General features: G+C 60.2%; 18 protein-coding genes. 6 read left to right on the top strand and 12 right to left on the bottom strand.

The window, feature by feature from the left end; translation table 11 throughout:
• Positions 1-92: 92 nt before the first annotated feature.
• Both mutS and SPG90_RS12975 read right to left on the bottom strand, forming a co-directional pair.
• A complete protein-coding gene (mutS, locus tag SPG90_RS12980) occupies positions 93-2,654 on the bottom strand; it encodes a DNA mismatch repair protein MutS (protein ID WP_322408179.1) in 2,562 nt (853 codons plus the stop codon).
• Between the two features lie 113 nt (positions 2,655-2,767).
• Complete coding sequence (locus tag SPG90_RS12975) at positions 2,768-2,998, bottom strand: SymE family type I addiction module toxin (RefSeq protein WP_023308980.1); 231 nt, start codon at positions 2,996-2,998, stop codon at positions 2,768-2,770.
• 175 nt (positions 2,999-3,173) lie between these two features.
• Between SPG90_RS12975 and SPG90_RS12970 the strand changes: the two genes are divergently transcribed.
• Entirely contained in the window at positions 3,174-3,518 is a 345-nt protein-coding gene (locus SPG90_RS12970; RefSeq protein WP_045404187.1) for a nitrous oxide-stimulated promoter family protein, read from the top strand.
• Between the two features lie 5 nt (positions 3,519-3,523).
• Here SPG90_RS12970 and SPG90_RS12965 read toward each other — a convergent pair whose 3' ends face one another.
• The 10 genes from SPG90_RS12965 to hypA all read right to left on the bottom strand — a co-directional run bounded on the left by SPG90_RS12965 (position 3,524) and on the right by hypA (position 13,459).
• Entirely contained in the window at positions 3,524-4,744 is a 1,221-nt protein-coding gene (locus SPG90_RS12965) for an MDR family MFS transporter (protein WP_045404190.1), read from the bottom strand.
• Positions 4,745-4,760: 16 nt separating this feature from the next.
• Positions 4,761-5,522: an ABC transporter ATP-binding protein gene (locus tag SPG90_RS12960; protein WP_045355783.1), complete on the bottom strand. Its 762-nt coding sequence runs from the start codon at positions 5,520-5,522 to the stop codon at positions 4,761-4,763.
• Positions 5,522-6,559, bottom strand: a complete 1,038-nt coding sequence (locus SPG90_RS12955) for a FecCD family ABC transporter permease (RefSeq protein WP_045404191.1) — start codon at positions 6,557-6,559, stop codon at positions 5,522-5,524. The genes SPG90_RS12960 and SPG90_RS12955 overlap by 1 nt, the downstream gene beginning before the upstream one ends.
• On the bottom strand, positions 6,559-7,557 hold the full coding sequence (locus tag SPG90_RS12950; RefSeq protein WP_126303039.1) for an ABC transporter substrate-binding protein: 999 nt from the start codon (positions 7,555-7,557) through the stop codon (positions 6,559-6,561). Before SPG90_RS12950 ends, SPG90_RS12955 begins: the two co-directional genes overlap by 1 nt.
• A 153-nt stretch (positions 7,558-7,710) precedes the next feature.
• Positions 7,711-9,783 (bottom strand): formate hydrogenlyase transcriptional activator FlhA, encoded by a 2,073-nt coding sequence (gene flhA, locus SPG90_RS12945; RefSeq protein WP_023308978.1) that lies wholly within the window; start codon positions 9,781-9,783, stop codon positions 7,711-7,713.
• 64 nt (positions 9,784-9,847) lie between these two features.
• Positions 9,848-10,858, bottom strand: coding sequence for a hydrogenase expression/formation protein HypE (hypE, locus tag SPG90_RS12940; protein ID WP_045404193.1), 1,011 nt, complete (start codon positions 10,856-10,858; stop codon positions 9,848-9,850).
• A complete protein-coding gene (gene hypD, locus SPG90_RS12935) occupies positions 10,855-11,976 on the bottom strand; it encodes a hydrogenase formation protein HypD (RefSeq protein WP_126303038.1) in 1,122 nt (373 codons plus the stop codon). The genes hypE and hypD overlap by 4 nt, the downstream gene beginning before the upstream one ends.
• 2 nt (positions 11,977-11,978) lie before the next feature.
• The gene (locus tag SPG90_RS12930) at positions 11,979-12,251 is read right to left on the bottom strand and encodes a HypC/HybG/HupF family hydrogenase formation chaperone (RefSeq protein WP_047650282.1); all 273 of its coding nucleotides are present in this window, start codon (positions 12,249-12,251) and stop codon (positions 11,979-11,981) included.
• Positions 12,242-13,105: a hydrogenase nickel incorporation protein HypB gene (gene hypB, locus SPG90_RS12925; protein WP_126303037.1), complete on the bottom strand. Its 864-nt coding sequence runs from the start codon at positions 13,103-13,105 to the stop codon at positions 12,242-12,244. Before hypB ends, SPG90_RS12930 begins: the two co-directional genes overlap by 10 nt.
• 3 nt (positions 13,106-13,108) lie before the next feature.
• Entirely contained in the window at positions 13,109-13,459 is a 351-nt protein-coding gene (gene hypA, locus SPG90_RS12920; RefSeq protein ID WP_126303036.1) for a hydrogenase maturation nickel metallochaperone HypA, read from the bottom strand.
• A gap of 211 nt (positions 13,460-13,670) precedes the next feature.
• Between hypA and hycA the strand changes: the two genes are divergently transcribed.
• The 5 genes from hycA (at position 13,671) to SPG90_RS12895 (ending at position 19,275) form a co-directional block, all read left to right on the top strand.
• Positions 13,671-14,135: a formate hydrogenlyase regulator HycA gene (gene hycA / locus SPG90_RS12915; protein ID WP_045404197.1), complete on the top strand. Its 465-nt coding sequence runs from the start codon at positions 13,671-13,673 to the stop codon at positions 14,133-14,135.
• A gap of 70 nt (positions 14,136-14,205) precedes the next feature.
• Positions 14,206-14,814 (top strand): 4Fe-4S dicluster domain-containing protein, encoded by a 609-nt coding sequence (locus tag SPG90_RS12910; protein WP_023308971.1) that lies wholly within the window; start codon positions 14,206-14,208, stop codon positions 14,812-14,814.
• Positions 14,811-16,625 carry a formate hydrogenlyase subunit 3 gene (gene hycC / locus SPG90_RS12905; RefSeq protein ID WP_126303035.1) on the top strand — a complete coding sequence of 605 codons (1,815 nt, stop codon included), beginning with the start codon at positions 14,811-14,813 and terminating at the stop codon, positions 16,623-16,625. The genes SPG90_RS12910 and hycC overlap by 4 nt, the downstream gene beginning before the upstream one ends.
• Before the next feature lies 1 nt (position 16,626).
• The gene (locus SPG90_RS12900) at positions 16,627-17,550 is read left to right on the top strand and encodes a respiratory chain complex I subunit 1 family protein (RefSeq protein WP_126303034.1); all 924 of its coding nucleotides are present in this window, start codon (positions 16,627-16,629) and stop codon (positions 17,548-17,550) included.
• Positions 17,551-17,565: 15 nt separating this feature from the next.
• Positions 17,566-19,275, top strand: a complete 1,710-nt coding sequence (locus tag SPG90_RS12895; RefSeq protein WP_126303033.1) for an NADH-quinone oxidoreductase subunit C — start codon at positions 17,566-17,568, stop codon at positions 19,273-19,275.
• The last annotated feature ends 4 nt before the right edge of the window (positions 19,276-19,279 follow it).

Here is a 19,279-nt window from a genome sequence, read left to right as displayed (position 1 = left end):
TCTTTTGCCCGGTGGCGCTGCGCTTACCGGGCCTACGGTTTTGTAGGTCGGGTAAGACGAAGCCGCCACCCGACAAAACAGACCGCAGAAAACTAAACCAGACTCTTCAACCTGTAAATCCACTCCAGCGCCTGACGCGGCGTCAGTGAATCCGGGTCGAGGTTCTCCAGCGCTTCCACCGCAGGCGACGTCTCTTCTGCAGGCATCAGCAGCGACATCTGGGTGCCATCAATCTGCGTCGCCGCCGCATTCGGTGACAGGCTTTCCAGTTCACGCAGTTTCTGACGCGCGCGCTTGATCACGTCCTTCGGTACGCCTGCCAGCGCCGCGACGGCCAGGCCATAGCTCTTGCTCGCCGCGCCATCCTGCACCGTATGCATGAAGGCAATGGTATCGCCGTGCTCCAGCGCATCCAGATGAACGTTCGCAACACCTTCCATTTTCTCCGGCAGCTGCGTGAGTTCGAAATAATGGGTGGCAAAAAGCGTCATGGCCTTGATTTTATTCGCAAGGCTTTCCGCACAGGCCCATGCCAGGGACAGACCATCATAGGTTGACGTTCCGCGTCCGACTTCGTCCATCAGCACCAGGCTGTGCTCCGTCGCGTTATGCAGAATGTTTGCCGTTTCGGTCATCTCGACCATGAAGGTTGAGCGTCCGCTCGCCAGATCGTCCGCAGCCCCGACGCGGGTAAAGATGCGGTCGATGGGGCCAATCTCCACGTTTTGCGCCGGGACGTAGCTGCCAATATACGCGAGCAGCGCAATAAGCGCCGTCTGACGCATATAGGTACTCTTACCGCCCATGTTCGGACCGGTAATGATCAACATTCTTCTCTGCGGTGACAGGCTCAGCGGGTTGGCGATGAACGGTTCGTTGAGCACCTGCTCTACCACAGGGTGACGGCCTTCAGTGATGCGAATGCCGGGCTTATCGGTAAAGGTCGGGCAGGTGTAGTTCAGCGTTTCAGCGCGTTCTGCCAGATTGACCAGCACGTCCAGCTCCGCCAGCGCGCTGGCGCTCTGCTGCAGGTCGCCCAGGTGCGGCATCAGCATGTCGAATAGCTCGTCATAAAGCTGTTTTTCCAGCGCCAGCGCCTTGCCTTTCGAGGTGAGGACTTTGTCTTCGTACTCTTTCAGTTCAGGAATGATGTAGCGTTCGGCGTTTTTCAACGTCTGGCGACGCACGTAGTGAATCGGCGCCAGGTGGCTCTGCCCGCGGCTAATTTGAATGTAGTAACCGTGTACCGCGTTATACCCCACTTTCAGGGTGTCGAGCCCAAGACGCTCGCGCTCGCGGATTTCCAGCTTATCGAGGTAGTCCGTCGCACCATCGGCCAGCGCGCGCCATTCGTCCAGCTCCTCGTTGTAGCCCGGGGCAATCACGCCGCCATCACGCACCAGAACCGGAGGCGCATCGATAATGGCACGCTCCAGCAGTTCGCGAAGCTCGGTAAATTCGCCCATGGTTTCGCGGAGTTTCTGTACCGGCGCGCTGTCAACGTCACTCAGCTGCGCACGCAGTTCCGGCAACTGCTGGAAAGCATGACGCATCCGCGCGAGGTCGCGTGGTCGCGCTGTTCGAAGTGCCAGACGCGCAAGGATACGCTCCAGATCGCCCACCTGGCGCAGGACCGGCTGCAGCTCGGTATAGCGATCCTGCAGCGCGGCAATCGTCTGCTGACGGCAAACCAGCGTCTCGGTATTGCGGATCGGCATATGCAGCCAGCGTTTCAGCATGCGGCTGCCCATTGGCGTAACCGTACTGTCGAGGACCGACGCGAGCGTATTTTCTACGCCACCCGCCAGGTTCTGCGTGATCTCCAGGTTACGGCGCGTGGCGGCATCCATGATGATGCTGTCCTGCTGGCGCTCCATGGTGATAGAGCGGATATGCGGCAGGGCGGTGCGCTGGGTATCTTTCACGTACTGCAGGAGGCAACCTGCCGCACACAGCCCGCGCGGGGCATTTTCAACGCCAAAGCCAATCAGATCGCGGGTGCCAAACTGCAGATTCAGCTGCTGGCGCGCGGTATCAATTTCGAATTCCCACAGCGGACGACGGCGCAACCCGCGACGACCTTCAATCAGCGACATTTCGGCGAAATCTTCGGCATAGAGCAATTCTGCAGGGTTGGTGCGCTGCAGTTCGGCAGCCATCGTTTCACGGTCAGCCGGTTCACTCAGACGAAAACGTCCGGAGCTGATATCCAGCGTCGCGTAGCCAAACCCTTTACCGTCCTGCCACAGCGCTGCCAGAAGGTTATCCTGGCGCTCCTGTAACAGGGCTTCATCACTGATGGTGCCAGGCGTGACGATGCGCACGACTTTGCGTTCCACCGGGCCTTTTGAGGTCGCCGGATCGCCGATCTGTTCGCAGATGGCAACGGACTCGCCCTGATTCACCAGCTTCGCCAGGTAGTTTTCTACCGCGTGGTGCGGGATACCTGCCATAGGAATGGGCTCGCCTGCCGATGCGCCACGTTTGGTTAGCGAGATGTCGAGCAGCTGCGATGCACGCTTAGCATCGTCATAAAACAGCTCGTAAAAATCGCCCATACGGTAAAACAGCAGGATTTCCGGATGATGTGCTTTCAGCTTCAGATACTGCTGCATCATCGGCGTATGTGCGTCGAAATTATCGATTGTGCTCATGGAGTTATGATGTCCATTTCTTTGAAAATAAACCGTTTTGATGGGCTCAATGGCCGTTTGTTCCTTCTATTGTCGCATGAAAAAAAGGTCCGGCGCAGAAAAATGTCGTGGCTTTACGAGGCATCTTCCGACATTAATTCGATGACAATTTTTCCATGCTCCACGCCCACCCTGACTCGGGAATGGGTTGTAAATCCCGCTTTTTCAAGCCAGTCACCTTTTAAGCTCAGCGCCGCATGCACGCTGTAGCGCTTCGGTATCTTGGTATTGCGGTCTTCATGGCGCTTTCTAAAATATCCCACTTTTAAATGGCGATAGGGTTTGCCGATCGCGAGCTCTTGCATAGGGTCTCCAGACAACACGGACAAAGGTCATTTCTGATGCCTGTATAAAATACCAGTGATTGCTAGCCGGTGCAGGGCTAAAACTGGAATCAGGCTTCAGGAAACGAAATGCAACCGCTGAAATCCAGTGTTGAAAGGTGTATTATTGATGCACTTTATTATTCGGTAATCCGCTATGTCCGGTAAACGCATCTCACGAGAAAAAGAGACCATCGCGAAAATGATCGCGCTGTATGAAAAGCATTGCCCGCAGGCATCTCAGGAGGAAGGGCACTATCAGGCGCTCAATGCGTATGCCGATAAGCGCCTGGATAAATGCGTTTTCGGTGAGGAAAAGCCTGCCTGCAAGCAGTGCCCCGTACACTGCTACCAGCCTGCCAGACGTGAGGAGATGAAGCAGCTTATGCGCTGGGCAGGCCCGCGTATGTTATGGCGTCATCCCATCCTGACCGTTCGCCATCTGATGGATGACCGTCGTCCAGTGCCGGAACTGCCGGAAAAGTATCGTCCGAAAAAGTGACCGGTTCAGCTTCTGAGCGGGCGGCAAATCACGTTAAGGGCCAGCGCGCTGCAGAGCGGGAAGAGGGCCAGCAGCAGCCAGGGGAGCATCGCCTGCGTTGAGGGCACCAGCGCGCGATCCAGCAGGCTGCCAAACAGCAAATTGCCGGCCAGTACCGCAATGCCTCCGGCGGTGGCGAGTGCGCCGTAGTGCGCCCCCAGCGTGGACTCCTCGGCAAACCGGGGAATCAGGTCCTTAGCCGAGGGTACCAGCAGCATCTGTCCCAGCGTCAACAGCGTCACGAAACAGACCGACGGCAGCAGGCGCAGCCAGCCCTCTGGCGGTTCTGTCGCCGCAAACATCGCCACGCTCGCAAAGGCGGCGGAGAGCAGCAAAAAGCCCACCGGCAGAATTCTCACCGCCCCCACGCGTCGGGCGAAGCGGGCCAGCGGAAGCTGCAAAGTGATGATCAGCACCGAGGCCAGCATAAACAGCGGGCCAAGATCTTTCTCGTTACCACCGGAGCGCTGGAGCTCTACCGGCAGCGCCAGATAGAGCTGGTTATAGCTTAACAGCCACGAGCTGTAGGCAATGATAAAGGCGACAAAGCGCGGCTGGCGGAACGTCGTCCACCAGGGCTGTATGTTTAGGGTCTGTGAAAGGCGGGGGGAAGCCGGAAGACAGAAGTGCAGCACCAGTAAGGCAATAATGAAAACCCCTGCACCCGCCAGCGCCACCTGGCGGAAGCCAAGCCCCGTCAGCAGGGCACCGGCAACCGGGCCCAGCACCGCACCGAGTTCACCGCAGACGGCAAAGAGGGCAAACCACTCCGCCCGGCTACGCTTGCCTCTCGCCTCGCTTTGCGTGCCTGCTTTTGCCAGCAGTGCCTCAATCGAGGGGGAGAACAATGCGCCGCCAATACCGGTCAGGCACGCCCCAAGAATGATGGGCCAGAGTGCGTGCCCGAACGCCAGCAGCAGATAGCCCGCGACGCGAATAATGCACCCGCTCAGGATAACGATTTTCGCGCCAAACCGGTCCGAGAGCGCGCCGCCGACGATAAACATCCCCTGCTGAGAGAACGTGCGCAGGCCGAGGATCAGCCCGATCAGCCCGCCGGAGAGCAGCATATCGTCGCGCAGGAATATCGCCAGGAAGGGGACAACGGCGTAAAAGCCGATGTTAAAAACAAACTGGCTACCCAGTAAAACGGGCGGCCAGAGCGTGGTGGCAGGGCGAAGGGGCATCGTTGGTCACTCGCCCCTAAACGATAAAGTGAATGTGTTTTTTGCCATGGAACGGCGAGATCTCGATTTTGGTTTTGACCCGGAAGACGTCCCAGAGCAACGACTCGGACAGGATGTCCTGCGGTGTCCCCGTCGCCACAATTTGGCCTTTCTGCATCACAATCAGCGAGTCGCAGAACATCGAGGCGTGGTTGAGATCGTGGATAGCGACAATGCTGGTGACCGGTAATTCGCTGATCAACTGCATCAGCTGCATCTGATGATGAATGTCCAGGTGGTTTGTTGGTTCATCCAGCAGGATTTCCGTCGGGGTCTGGGCCAGCGCGCGGGCAATGTGGACGCGCTGGCGCTCACCGCCGGAGAGGCTCAGCCACCCCTGGTTGCTTTTATCCAGCATATCCACGCGCTGCAGAGCGGCGGTGACGGTTTCGTCATCGTGCGTGCTCCAGTTGGAAAAGGCGGAGTGGTGCGGAATCCGCCCGAGTTTGACCACGTCGCGCACGCGCATGTTGGCGTCAGTCATGCCGTGCTGCTCCACGAAGGCGACCCGGCGGGCCAGCTGCTTTTTGGCAATACGAGAGATGTCCTGGCCGTCCAGCGTCACACAGCCCGCATCCGGGCGACGCAGCCCCGCGAGGATACGTAAAAGAGACGATTTACCGCAGCCGTTAGGGCCAAGCAGTCCTACCGTTTCGCCCCGGGAAACCTTCAGCGACACGTCATTAACGATGACTTTTTTGCCGACCTTCCAGGTAATATTTTCAGCGCAGATGCTCATCACTTATTCCTTGAGCGGTAGATAATCACGGCAAAGAACGGAACGCCAACCAGCGCGGTGACCACGCCGACGGGCAGGCTTTGCGGCGCAATCAGCATGCGCGAGGCGATATCGGCCAGCACCATCAGGATTGCGCCTGCCAGCGCGCTGGCAATCAGCAGCGTGCGGTGCAGCGGCCCGAACAGGAAACGCATGACGTGCGGCACCACCAGCCCGACAAAGCCGATTGAGCCCGCCATGCTGACGATGGTCGCGGTAATCAGCGCGGTAGTGGTAAAAAGTGCCAGGCGCACCCAGGGGACAGCAATGCCCAACGATGCCGCGGCGTCATCACCGAACGTAAAGGCATCCAGCGCCCGGGAATAGTAGAGGCAAATGGCTAACCCAATCAGCACCACGACCAGTGCCAGCTGGAATTCAGGCCAGCGTACGCCGCTGAAGCTGCCCAGCAGCCAGAACATTACGTCGCGCGCCTGCTGGGCACTGGCGGAGGTGCTAATGGTGTAGGCGGTAATAGCGTTAAAAAGCTGCGAGGCGGCGACGCCTGCCAGAATCGTACGTTCATTCCCGCCGCGCGCCCCGTTCGTCAGAAACGCGACAAACGCAAACGCGGCGAACGCCCCGGCAAAGGCCCCGGCAGAGAGCGACACCGCACCGGTGCCGATCCCCAATACGACGACAGAGACCGCCCCGGTCGATGCGCCCGCGGACACGCCGAGCACGTAGGGTTCCGCCAGCGCGTTCTTCAGCAGGCTCTGCAATACGGCCCCGCAGATGGCCAGCCCCGCGCCGCAGCAGGCCGCCACCAGCGCGCGGCTCAGGCGAAAGTCCCAGATCACGCTCTCATAGATGCGAGTGAGCGGAACCTCGGTGAGCCCCATTTTATTGCTGATGGCGTAAAACACGTTATCCAGCGGGATGGACAACTCGCCGACGCTGACGCTCAGCGCGATCGCCAGAAATAACAGGACCAGAGCGAGCAAACCCGAGGTCGTCAGAACCAGGCTCTGCCGGGCCTGAAGAACGGCGGTTGTCATCAGTTCAGCCCCAGCTTTCTGAGCTGTTCGCCGACCTGCTCAGCCCCGTAAATCGTGCGGATCGTCGGGTTCATCGCCTGGCCGTCCATCACCACGATATGGCCTTTTTTCACCGCGTCCAACTGGCTGACCGCCGGATCGCTCTTCAGGAATTTGATTTTTTCTTCCGCGTTATCCAGCGCCCAGCGGTTGCGGTCAAGGCTGGACACCACGATGACATCCGGATTGGCGGCAATAATGCTTTCCCAACCCACGGTTGGCCATTCGGTCTCGGACGTAATGGCGTTATGGCCGCCCATCAGGCTGGCGATAAACCCGGAGGGACTATTTTTACCGCCGACGTAGGCGTCCGCAGAAGGGGATGAACTGGAGAACCAGAAGACAAACGAAAGGTCTTTTTTATTCTTGCCGAATTCCTGGCGCAGGTCAGCCTCACGTTTTTTGAAATCGGCAATCACGGCCTGACCGCGGTCTTCAACGTTAAAGATTTTGGCGAAATCCTCAATCTCTTTGTAGAGATACGTCATATCCCAAAGCTTCTGGCGGCTGCCGTACATATCGCCGGTGGCTTTTTTGGTCGCACACATGCCCGGTGACACGTAGCTGTTCACGCCCAGAGTCATCAGATCGTCGCGTTTTGCGACCTTGCTTTCCGGCCCCAGCAGCAGCGGTGACTGCGCGGGGACAAAGTCGGGATTTTGCGCAAGCACGGATTCAAGGGTAGGGATTTCGACCGTCAGGGTTTTGATTTTTGCGTTCTGTTCCGCCAGCTGCGGCAGCACTTTCGTCGGCCAGAAGGCGCTGGCCTTCACCTTATCTTCCAGCCCCAGCAGGAGCAGAATTTCGACGGTATTCTGACCCAGAGCCACGACGCGTTCCGGCGCTTTGGTGAATGTCTCTTTATAGCCACAGTTTTCAATGGTCAGAGGATATGTGGTTGCCAGAGCAGAACTGACCGACGCAACCGCCAGGCCTAACGCGCAGATGACCTTCTTCATGAAACGCTACCCTTGATTAATATTATTATTGATGCAAATGAAACTCATTATTAAGGCGGAATTTTATACAGAGGAAACGATTTTGTGTCAATGAGGGACAATTGCGCAGGGTAACGAAAGGCGGTGCCAGAAAAACACCGCCGGATTGGGGGCTTAAACCAGGCTCTCTTTATCAATACCGAGACGCTTCATGCGTGACAGCAGGGTGGTGCGTTTTAACCCCAGACGCTGGGCGGCACCTTTTGGCCCGGCGACCACGCCGTTGGTCTCTTTCAGCACGCGCATAATGAGCTGATATTCATCTTCTCCCTCTTTCGCTGTCTCGGCGGCGGGCGCGGTTACGTCAGGAAGCGTAACTTCAGGCAGGGAGAGTTGCAGCACGTTTCCGCGCGTCAGCAGCACCGCGCGTTCGATGACGTTTTCCAGCTCGCGCACGTTGCCGGGCCATTCCATCGATGAAAGGGTACGCAACGTCTCGGCAGGAATACTGTCGATGTTTCGCCCCATACGGCGCGCGATCTTCGCGGTAAAGGCTTTAACCAGCAGGGGGATATCTTCCGGGCGCTCGCGCAGCGGCGGCAGGAAGATCGGGAAGACGTTCAGGCGATAGTAAAGGTCGCTGCGAAACTCGCGGTCGGCGACCATTTTTTTCAGGTCCCGGTTGGTGGCCGCAATCAGCCGCACGTCGGTCTGGATAAGTTTGTTGCTGCCAAGGCGCTCAAACTCCTGCTCCTGCAGGACGCGCAGCAGTTTCGGCTGTAGCTCCAGCGGCATATCGCCCACTTCGTCGAGGAACAGCGAGCTTTTGTCCGCCAGCTCAAAACGGCCCAGCCGCTGGCTGCTGGCTCCGGTGAATGCACCGCGCTCGTGGCCGAACAGATCGCTTTCCAGCAGTCCCGCAGGCATCGCGGCGCAGTTCATCTTCACCATCCGGCGGCTGTTGCGGTTGCTCAGGTTATGGATAGCGCGGGCAATCAGCTCTTTACCCGTACCGGTTTCGCCCAGAATCAGCACCGTGCTGTCGCTTTGCGCCACCATCTCAACCTGCTTAAGCACGCTGTACATGGCGTCGCTGCGCCCGATGATTTCACCAAACTCGCTGTCCACGTTGTTGAGCTGTTCGGTCAGGGCCAGGTTCTCATCCACCAGCCGCTCTTTCAGGCGATGAATTTCCTGATAGGCGAGGGCGTTATCGAGCGCGATGGAAATACGCTCGGCAATCTGGCGCAGCAGCTTCAGGTTGGCGGTGGTAAACACGCCTTCCTCGCACTGCGCCAGCTTCAGCACGCCCAGCATGGTGTTACCGGACATCAGCGGCAGCAGGCACAGGGTCTGAATTTTATTGCCCCAGGTGTTAAACAGCATCCGCTCGTACGGCGCGACCGGGTCCTGCTCGTTCAGGTTGAGCAGGAGGATCTCTTTGCTCTTGAAGACCCGCTCGGAAAGGGTGCCCGCTTCGTCTACCTCGCTCTGCTCGTGCGCCGGGTTGGCTTCATCGAGATAGTGCGTGGAGTAGATGTTCAGCTTGCCCTTGCGATGCCCGCGCAGCGCAATGCTGATGGCGTCTATTTTGAAATAGTGGTGGATCTCTTTCGAAACTTCGCTGACCAGCTCGTCCATGTCGAGCCGCGACAGCACGGCGTTGGTGATGGCGACCAGAATGCGGAAGTTGTCGCGCTCGCGGCTCAGCAGGTCGTAATCGACGTTATTGGTGACGCGGCTTTGGATCTGCTCCGCGACGACGGCCACAATCTGGGTAAAGGTGTGCAGGCGCTCGTATTCCGCCTCGCTCCAGGGCTGGTCGGTCGTGCGGATAAACTCGCAGCCGCCAAAAATCTGGCCCTCTGCCGCCAGCGGCAGCATGCAGTAATGCCCGAAAGGCTGATAGAGGTCGCTCTCCGCCAGCTTCGGCCACGCCTGGCGGAACTCCGCAAAGTTGCAGTGCAGCACTTCAGGCCGGGAGAGTATGCGGCGCACCGGGCCATGCGCCAGATACGTTTCGTCTTCGTATTCAAACGTTTTGCCATTATCACGCGTCGAGTAGTAGCTCGCGCGCTGCGTTCCGCTATGCCAGAGCACAATCGCGGCGCTGTCCGCCAGCGCCGATTGCCTGACCAGCCGCGTCAGGGCATCGCTCAGCGCACCGAGATCGGGCTGCTGTAAAAGTGTGCGCGTGATGTCAAACAGGCCCTGCTGTCCAAGATCGCTCATCGGTGTATACGGCATATTGCTTTCCAATAGAAACTGGCAAAAAAAGAGACATTCAGTGCTGACCGCTTTTGGCGCGGTTCTAGCAAATACGGGGTAAGGGTTCCGCGTGCGGCAGGTCAAGCGTCCGCTTCACGCCATAAAGTCCGGTCAGGCGCACCCCTTTGCGCTCAACCACTTCACCAATCATCGCCGCCTCTTTTCCTGACGGATGAGCCCGCAGCTGTTCAAGAACGGCTTCCGCGGCCGAGCGTTCAACGCCAATCACCAGTTTGCCTTCGTTGGCAAAGTTGAGCGGGTCCAGCCCCAGCAGTTCGCAAAGCCCACGAACGGCGGGCTTAACGGGCAGGCTGCGCTCGGTGAGTTCAATCCCGCATCCGCAGCTTGCCGCAAACTCATGGACCACGGCGTTGACACCGCCTCGCGTGGCATCCCGCAGGGCCTTCACGCCGGGAATACCGCGCAGCGTCTGAATCAGCGGGGTGAGTACCGCGCAGTCGCTGCGCAGTTCGCCGTCCAGCCCCAGGCCCTCGCGCAGGTTCAGGATGGTCGCCCCGTGGCAGCCCAGCGTGCCGGTCACGATCAGCCCGTCGCCCACGCTGAGGCGCTGTGCGCCCCAGTGAATATCGGCGGGGATCGCGCCCATGCCGGCGGTGTTGATAAACAGCTTGTCGGCCGCGCCGCGCTGCACCACTTTGGTATCGCCGGTGACGATAGCTATCCCGGCCTCGCGTGCGGTCTGCGCCATGCTGTTGACCACTGTCGTGAGCGTCTCCATCGGCAATCCCTCTTCGAGGATAAACCCGCAGGAGAGGTAGCGCGGAACGGCACCGCTGACCGCCACGTCGTTGGCCGTGCCGCAGACGGCGAGCTTGCCGATATCGCCGCCGGGGAAGAACAGCGGGTCAATCACGTAGCTGTCGGTGGAGAAGGCCAGCCTGTCGCCCTGCGCGGTGAGGGTGGCGAGGTCAATGCGCGCCTGGTCTTCCTGTTCGGCGAGCCAGGGGTTGTTGAAGGCTTCCATAAACAGCCGGTTAATCAGCTGCTGCATCGCCTGTCCGCCGCTGCCGTGCGCCATTTCAACCGTATTCATGCTTCACTCTCCTGGTTGCGATACTGATACCACGCGGCACACGCCCCTTCGGAGGAGACCATCAGCGCGCCAAACGCCGTTTGCGGGTTACAGGTATTGCCAAATAACGGGCATTGATGCGGTTTGCATTTACCGGTGAGGACTTCGCCGCAGCGGGCCCGGGGATCGTCGCAAACCTGCTGCGGCTGCGGGCGGAAATGCGCTTCGGCGTCGAACGCGCGATAGGCTGACGTCAGGCGCACGCCGGATTCAGCAATCAGCCCCAGGCCGCGCCACTCGCTGTCGCCCTCAACGCTGAACACGTCGGCGATCGCCTGCTGCGCTCGTTCATTACCCGCATCGGGCACCACGCGGCGATACTGATTTTCCACCGCGCTCAGGGCCGCTATTTTCTGCTCAACCAGCATGGTCACACCTTGCAGTAGATCAAGTGGTTCGAAACCAGCGACCACTAACGGACGATTGTACTGTTCAGCGATAAAACCGTAGGCGTCTGTGCCAATCACCATGCTGACATGCCCCGGTGCCAGAAATGCGTCAATGCCGTTTCCCGGCTCTTCCAGCAGGCTGCGCAGCGTGGGAATGAGCGTAATGTGCTGGCAGAACAAGAAAAAATTCTCGACGCCGCGCGCTTTCGCCTGCTGCAGCGTGATGGCGGTGGCGGGCATGGTGGTTTCAAACCCCAGACCAAAAAATACCACCTCACGGTTGGGGTTACGCTCTGCCAGCATCAGGGCATCCATCGGCGAATAGACGATCCGGATGTCTGCGCCGCGCGCTTTCGCCTGCAGCAGCGAACCATTTTTCCCCGGCACGCGCATCGCGTCGCCAAAGGTGCAGAAAATGACGTCGGGCTGGCTGGCAATTTCAATACAGCTGTCGATGCGCCCCATCGGCAGCACGCAGACCGGGCAGCCGGGGCCGTGGATAAACTCAATGTTTTCCGGCAACAGCTGGTCGAGGCCAAATTTGAAGATGGCGTGCGTGTGCCCGCCGCACACCTCCATGATCCGCAGCGGCCTTTCTTTCGTGTAGTCCAGCCGCGCTGCGCGCGTTTTCAGGTGGCCAATAAGCTGCAGCACCTGCTCCGGCGCGCGGTATTCATCAACGTAACGCATGATTACCGCTCCTCGCCGTACAGCAGCGCGCCCACGTCAGGCTCCACGTCGAACATATTTTGCAGGGCGTCGAGCGTGTCGCGGGCTTCCGCTTCGTTAATCACGCTCATGGCGAACCCCACGTGGACCAGCACCCACTGTCCGAGACGCGAAGCGCCGCTTTCATCGGTGCTGCCCACCAGCGTCAGGTCGACGTCGCGCAGGATGCCGCAAACCTCGACTTTGGCCTGATTACCGTCGATGGCGTGAATTTGTCCCGGTACGCCTATGCACATCGTTCGCTCTCCAGCCAGTGTAGCCAGCCGTCCATGCCGTCGCCGCGCGTGGCGGAGACCAGCAGGATCTCAATCTCCGGGTTCACCTCGCGGGCATACGCCACGCACTTATCCACGTCGAAATTCAGGTACGGCAGCAGGTCGACTTTGTTCAGCAGCATGATGGACGCGGCGGCAAACATGTGCGGGTACTTCAGCGGCTTGTCTTCGCCTTCGGTCACCGAAAGCACCGCCACCTTGTGTCGTTCGCCGAGGTCGAAGCTCGCCGGGCAGACGAGGTTGCCGACGTTTTCAATAAACAGGATGCCGTTATCCGCCAGCGGCAGGCGCGGGGCAGCGTCGGCAATCATCTGCGCATCCAGGTGGCAGCCTTTACCGGTGTTGACCTGAATCGCCGGGGTGCCGGTTTCGCGAATGCGAGCCGCATCGTTAACGGTTTGCTGGTCGCCTTCGATCACCGCGCAGGAGACACGCCCGTTCAGGCGCTTGAGCGTTTCGGTCAGTAGCGTGGTTTTGCCGGATCCGGGGCTGGAGACAAGGTTCAGCGCCAGCTGTTTGCGGGTGGCAAAGCGGGCGCGGTTGCGGGCGGCGATCTGGTTATTCTTGTCCAGCACGTTGATTTCCACCTCCAGCATCTGGCGCTGGCTGATGCCCGGCGCGTGGGTGCCCGCTTCGCCGTGGCCGTAATGCAGGTCGCCCGCATCGGAGCGTTGCGGCGCAAAGGTAATGCCGGTCAGGGCTGCCGCAGGGCGCGGTGCGGGGGAAAAGGGCGCGGAGCGAAACGCGGAGTGGGGGCGGTGTTCATCCCCTTCTATATACAGGTTGCCTTCGGCGCAACCGCAGGTACTACACATACTTTACTCCTTCTCGATTTCGAGGCGTTGGATCTGCATGCCGTCATCCGCCACGATGCGCAGACCGGTGCTCTGACACTGCGGGCAGCGCTGTACCTTTGATGACACCAGGGTGACGTACTGCTGGCACTGCTCGCACCAGCACTCCGCCTGCTGTTCTTCAATATGCAGTTCGCAGCCTTCCGCCAGCGTGCCGCGGCAGACCAGCTCAAAACAGAAATTCAGGGCGCTGGGCTCAACGCAGGAAAACGCCCCGACTTTCAGCCAGACGCCGGTGACGCGCTTCGCGTGGTTTTGCACTGCCTGCTGTTCGATAAGTTCCAGAGCCCGCTGGCAGAGGGTGATTTCGTGCATGACGCCTCCTCAATGAATTGCGCCATTGAATGCAATAACGGTGCCAGCTTGATTTTTGTTAAGGCGTGACGATGTCAACGCTGTCGAAATGACACGTCGACACCGCGGCGTTGACAGCGGGTTTGTAATTAAATCTATTTAAAATCAGAAAGTTAAAAACTGGCATGGAATCTGCTTAACAGCCGCTATCTCCATTAACCGGATACCTTCTATGACTATTTGGGAAATCAGCGAAAAAGCGGATTACATCGCGCAGCGTCATCAGCAGCTGCAGGACCAGTGGCACCTCTACTGCAACTCTCTGGTTCAGGGCATAACCCTCTCGAAAGCGCGTCTTCACCACGCGATGAGCTGCGCGGCGCAGGGCGACATGCGCTTCGTCCTGTTCGGCCATTTCATCATCAACGTTACCCTGGCGGATAACTTCAACAGCCACACCATTGAGTACCACCTCGAGACAAAAGACGGCGAAAAACAGTGTATTGCGAAGGCGCAGCTGATGGCCGATGGCATGGTGGACGGCCACGTCAGCAACCGCGATCGCCAGCAGGTGCTGGAGCACTATCTGGAAAAAATCGCGCCGGTCTATAACGGCCTGTACGCCGCCGTTGAACACGATCTCCCGGTCAACCTGAAGCAGCTGATGGATGGAAATACCTCAGCGAACGTGGCCTGACTCCTGCGTGTCGAGAAGTGTCGACAAGACAGCTTTTCGACAAAAATGACTATCACCAGAGGATAACCCGGTGAACCGTTTTGTAATTGCTGACTCGACGGTCTGTATTGGCTGTCGAACCTGTGAGGCGGCGTGCTCGGAAACGCATCGCCTGCATGGGCTGCAGTCCATGCCGCGCCTGCACGTCATGCGTAATGAAAAAGAGTCTGCCCCGCAGCTCTGCCATCACTGTGAAGACGCCCCCTGCGCGGGCGTCTGCCCTGTGAATGCCATCACCCGCGTTGATGGCGCTGTCCAGCTGAACGAAAGCCTGTGCGTAAGCTGCAAGCTGTGCGGCATTGCCTGCCCGTTCGGCGCGATTGAATTTTCCGGCAGCCGTCCGCTGCATATTCCGGCGAACGCCAACTCGCCAAAAGCCCCGCCCGCACCACCGGCTCCGGCACGCGTAAGCACGCTGCTGGACTGGGTGCCCGGCATCCGTGCCGTTGCGGTGAAATGCGACCTGTGCAGCTTCGATGAGCAGGGGCCGGCCTGCGTGCGCACCTGCCCGACTAAGGCGTTGATTCTGGTTAACATTCGCGACATCGCCCGTACCAGCAAGCGTAAACGCGAGCTGACCATCAACAGTGATTTTGGCGACCTTTCTCTGTTACAGGCGCTTAACGAGGGGGCGAAATGAACGCGGCGATGATGATTACCAGCGCGGTAGCCTGTTTTGCTGGCGCCGCTGTTCTGGCGCTGATCTTCTCATTCCATAAAACCCTGAGCGGCGCGATCGCCGGACTCGGCGGGGCGGTTGCTAGCCTGATGACGCTGGCAGCAGGCGGCGTTGTCCTGCTCGGCGGCCAGTCCGCTGAGACCGTGATGCCGCTGATTCGCCACAACGTGGAGATCGCGCCCCTGAACGCCATCTGGCTGGTGACGTTTGGCCTGTGCGGGCTGTTTATCAGCCTGTTCAATATCGACTGGCACCGCCATCCGCACGTCAGGGCTAACGGCCTGCTGGTTAACCTGCTGATGGCGGCGGCGGTCTGCACCGTTATCGCCAGCAACCTCGGCGCGCTGGTGGTGATGGCGGAAATCATGGCGCTGTGCGGCGTGTTCCTGACGGGCTGCAGCGCCTCCGGCAAGCTGTGGTTTGCTCTGGGACGCCTCGGAACGCTGCTGCTGGCGCTGGCCTGCTGGCTGGTGTGGCACCGCTTCGGCACGCTGGACTTCGCTGCGCTCAACGGGCATCCGCTGGGGAACGACGTCTGGCTGCTGGGCACGCTCGGCTTTGGCCTGCTCGCTGGCATCATCCCGCTGCACGGCTGGGTGCCGCAGGCGCATGCGAATGCCTCCGCGCCCGCCGCCGCGCTGTTTTCTGTGGTGGTGATGAAAGTGGGTCTGTTCGGGATTCTGGCGATTACGCTGACCGGCGGACAGCCGCCGCTGTGGTGGGGCGTCGTGCTGCTGATTACGGGCATGATCACCGCGTTCGTCGGCGGCCTGTACGCGCTGATGGAGCACAATATTCAACGCCTGCTGGCGTACCACACGCTGGAAAACATTGGCATTATCCTGCTCGGCATTGGCGCGGGGGTGACCGGGCTGGCGCTCAACCAGCCGGCGCTGATTGCCGCCGGTTTTATCGGCGGTCTGTATCACCTCGTCAACCACAGCCTGTTTAAAAGCACCCTGTTCCTCGGCGCGGGCAGCGTCTGGTTCCGCACCGGCCATCGGGATATCGAAAAGCTGGGCGGGATTGGCAAAAAGATGCCCGTCATTTCGCTGGCGATGCTGGTGGGTCTGATGGCAATGGCCGCGCTGCCGCCGCTGAACGGCTTTGCCGGGGAGTGGGTGATCTACCAGTCCTTCTTCGCGCTCGGCCAGAGCGACGCATTTATCGCACGCCTGCTCGGCCCGCTGCTGGCGGTTGGACTGGCGATAACCGGGGCGCTGGCGGTGATGTGCATGGCGAAAGTCTACGGCGTGACCTTCCTCGCCGCGCCGCGCACCCGCGAAGCGGAAAACGCCTGCTGCGCACCGTTGTTGATGGGCGTGAGCGTGGTCGCGCTGGCGCTGTGCTGCATCGCGGGCGGCGTCGCCGCGCCGTGGCTGCTGCCGCTGCTGGGCAACGCTATTCCGCTGCCGCTGAGCGTGGCGAATACCACCGTCTCTCAGCCCATGATCGCGCTGCTGCTGATTGGCGCACCGCTGCTGCCGCTCGTCCTGATGCTGTTCTTTAAACGCGACCGGCTCGCCTCCCGCTCGCGCGGTGCGGCGTGGGCCTGCGGCTACGAACACGAACAGTCGATGGTCATCACCGCCCACGGTTTTGCCATGCCGGTGAAGGAGAACTTCGCCGCCATGCTGAAGCTGCGTCACTGGCTGAACCCGGTGGGCTGGGTACCCGGCTGGCAGAGTGCCGCCGCGCCCGCACTGTTCCGCCGTCTGGCGGTCATCGAGCTGGCGGTGCTGGTGGTCATTGTGATTTCACGAGGAGCCTGACATGAGTCTGTTACTGGCAATTCTTCAGGCGCTGGTGCTGTTCGCCGCCGCGCCGCTGCTGTCGGGCATCACGCGCGTGGCGCGCGCCCGGATGCACAACCGTCGCGGGCCCGGGGTGCTCCAGGAGTACCGCGATCTCTTTAAACTGCTCTCCCGTCAGAGCGTCGCGCCGGATGCAGCAGGCTGGGTCTTCCGCCTGACGCCGTTTGTGATGGTGGGCGTGATGCTGACCATCGCCACCGCGCTGCCGGTGGTGACGGTGGCGTCGCCGCTGCCCGTGCTTGGCGATCTGATCACGCTGATTTACCTCTTTGCCATCGCCCGCTTCTTCTTTGCGATTGCGGGCCTGGACACCGGGAGCCCGTTTACCGGCATCGGTGCCAGCCGCGAGGCAATGCTCGGCGTACTGGTGGAGCCGATCCTGCTGCTGGGGCTGTGGGTCGCCGCGCAGGTCGCGGGCTCTACCCACGTCAGCTTTATCACCCACACCGTTTACCACTGGCCGGTGGCGCGCTCGATCCCGCTGGTGCTGGCGCTGTGCGCCTGCGCGTTCGCCACGTTTATTGAGATGGGCAAACTGCCGTTCGACCTGGCGGAAGCCGAGCAGGAGCTGCAGGAAGGGCCGCTTACCGAATACAGCGGCTACGGCTTCGCGGTGCTGAAGTGGGGCATCAGCCTCAAGCAGCTGGTGGTGCTGCAGATGTTTGTCGGCGTCTTCTTCCCGTGGGGACAGATGACGCACTTCTCCGCGGGCGGTCTGCTGCTGGCCGTCGTGGTTGCCGTCCTCAAGCTGCTGGTCGGCGTGCTGGTGATTGCCCTGTTTGAAAACAGCATGGCGCGTCTGCGTTTTGTGGAAACGTCGCGCATTACCTGGGCCGGTTTTGGTTTTGCATTTTTAGCGTTCGTCTCCTTGCTGGTGGCGTGATTAAAGAGAGTATTTATGTCTGAAGAAAAGAAAGGCCAGCAGTACCTCTCCGCGTTGCATCAGGCTTTCCCCGGTGTGGTGCTGGAGGAGTCCTGGCAAACCAAAGACCAGGTAACCGTCACCATTAAGGTGAACTATCTGCCGGAAGTGGTCGAGTTTCTGTACTACCAGCAGGGCGGCTGGCTGTCGGTGCTGTTCGGCAACGACGAGCGCCAGCTGTGCGGCAACTATACGGTGTACTACGTGATGTCGATGGAGCAGGGCGAAAAGTGCTGGCTCACCGTGCGCGTCGAAGTCGACCCGGCTAAGCCGGAATACCCGTCCGTCACGCCGCGCGTGCCCGCCGCCGTCTGGGGCGAGCGCGAAGTGCGCGACATGTACGGCCTGGTGCCGGTCGGCCTGCCGGACGAGCGCCGCCTGGTGCTGCCGGACGACTGGCCGGACGAACTCTATCCGCTGCGCAAAGACAGCATGGACTACCGCCAGCGCCCGGCGCCGACCACCGACAGCGAAACCTACGAGTTTATCAACGAGCTCGGCAGCAAGAAGAACAACGTGGTGCCGATCGGCCCGCTGCACGTCACCTCTGACGAACCGGGCCACTTCCGCCTGTTCGTCGACGGCGAGAACATCATCGACGCCGACTACCGCCTGTTCTACGTCCACCGCGGCATGGAAAAGCTGGCGGAAACCCGCATGGGCTACAACGAGGTGACGTTCCTCTCTGACCGCGTGTGCGGCATCTGCGGCTTCGCCCACAGCACCGCCTACACCACCTCGGTGGAGAACGGCATGGGGATCGTGGTACCGGAGCGCGCGCAGATGATCCGCGCCATTCTGCTGGAGGTGGAGCGTCTGCACTCGCACCTGCTGAACCTCGGCCTGGCCTGCCACTTCGTCGGCTTTGACTCCGGGTTTATGCAGTTCTTCCGCGTGCGCGAGGCGTCAATGAAGATGGCGGAGATCCTCACCGGGGCGCGTAAAACCTACGGCCTGAACCTGATCGGCGGGATCCGCCGCGACCTGCTGAAGGACGACATGATCCAGACCCGCCAGCTGGCGCAGCAGATGCGCCGCGACGTGCAGGAGCTGGTGGACATGCTGCTCAGCACGCCAAACATCGAGCAGCGCACCGTCGGCATCGGCCGCCTTGACCCGGAAATTGCCCGCGACTTCAGCAACGTCGGCCCGATGGTGCGCGCCAGCGGCCACGCCCGCGACACGCGCGCCGATCACCCGTTCGTCGGCTACGGCCTGCTGCCGATGACCGTGCACAGCGAGCAGGGCTGCGACGTCATCTCGCGCCTCAAGGTGCGTATCAACGAGGTGTTCACCGCCCTGAACATGATCGACTTCGGTCTCGATAACCTTCCCGGCGGCCCGCTGATGGTGGAGGGCTTTACCTACATTCCTAACCGCTTTGCCCTCGGCTTTGCCGAAGCGCCGCGCGGGGACGATATCCACTGGAGCATGACCGGCGACAACCAGAAGCTCTACCGCTGGCGCTGCCGCGCGGCCACCTACGCCAACTGGCCAACCCTGCGCTATATGCTGCGCGGCAACACGGTTTCCGATGCGCCGCTGATCATCGGCAGCCTCGACCCGTGCTACTCCTGCACTGACCGCATGACCGTGGTCGACGTGCGCAAGAAAAAAAGCCAGGTGGTGCCGTACAAAGAGCTTGAGCGCTACAGCATCGAGCGTAAAAACTCGCCGCTGAAATAAGGAC

Source organism: Enterobacter sp. D2 (assembly GCF_034427575.1).
Lineage (GTDB): Bacteria > Pseudomonadota > Gammaproteobacteria > Enterobacterales > Enterobacteriaceae > Enterobacter > Enterobacter cloacae_M.
Note: the sequence above shows the minus strand (reverse complement) of the source record. Positions and strands in the feature narration are given on the sequence as shown.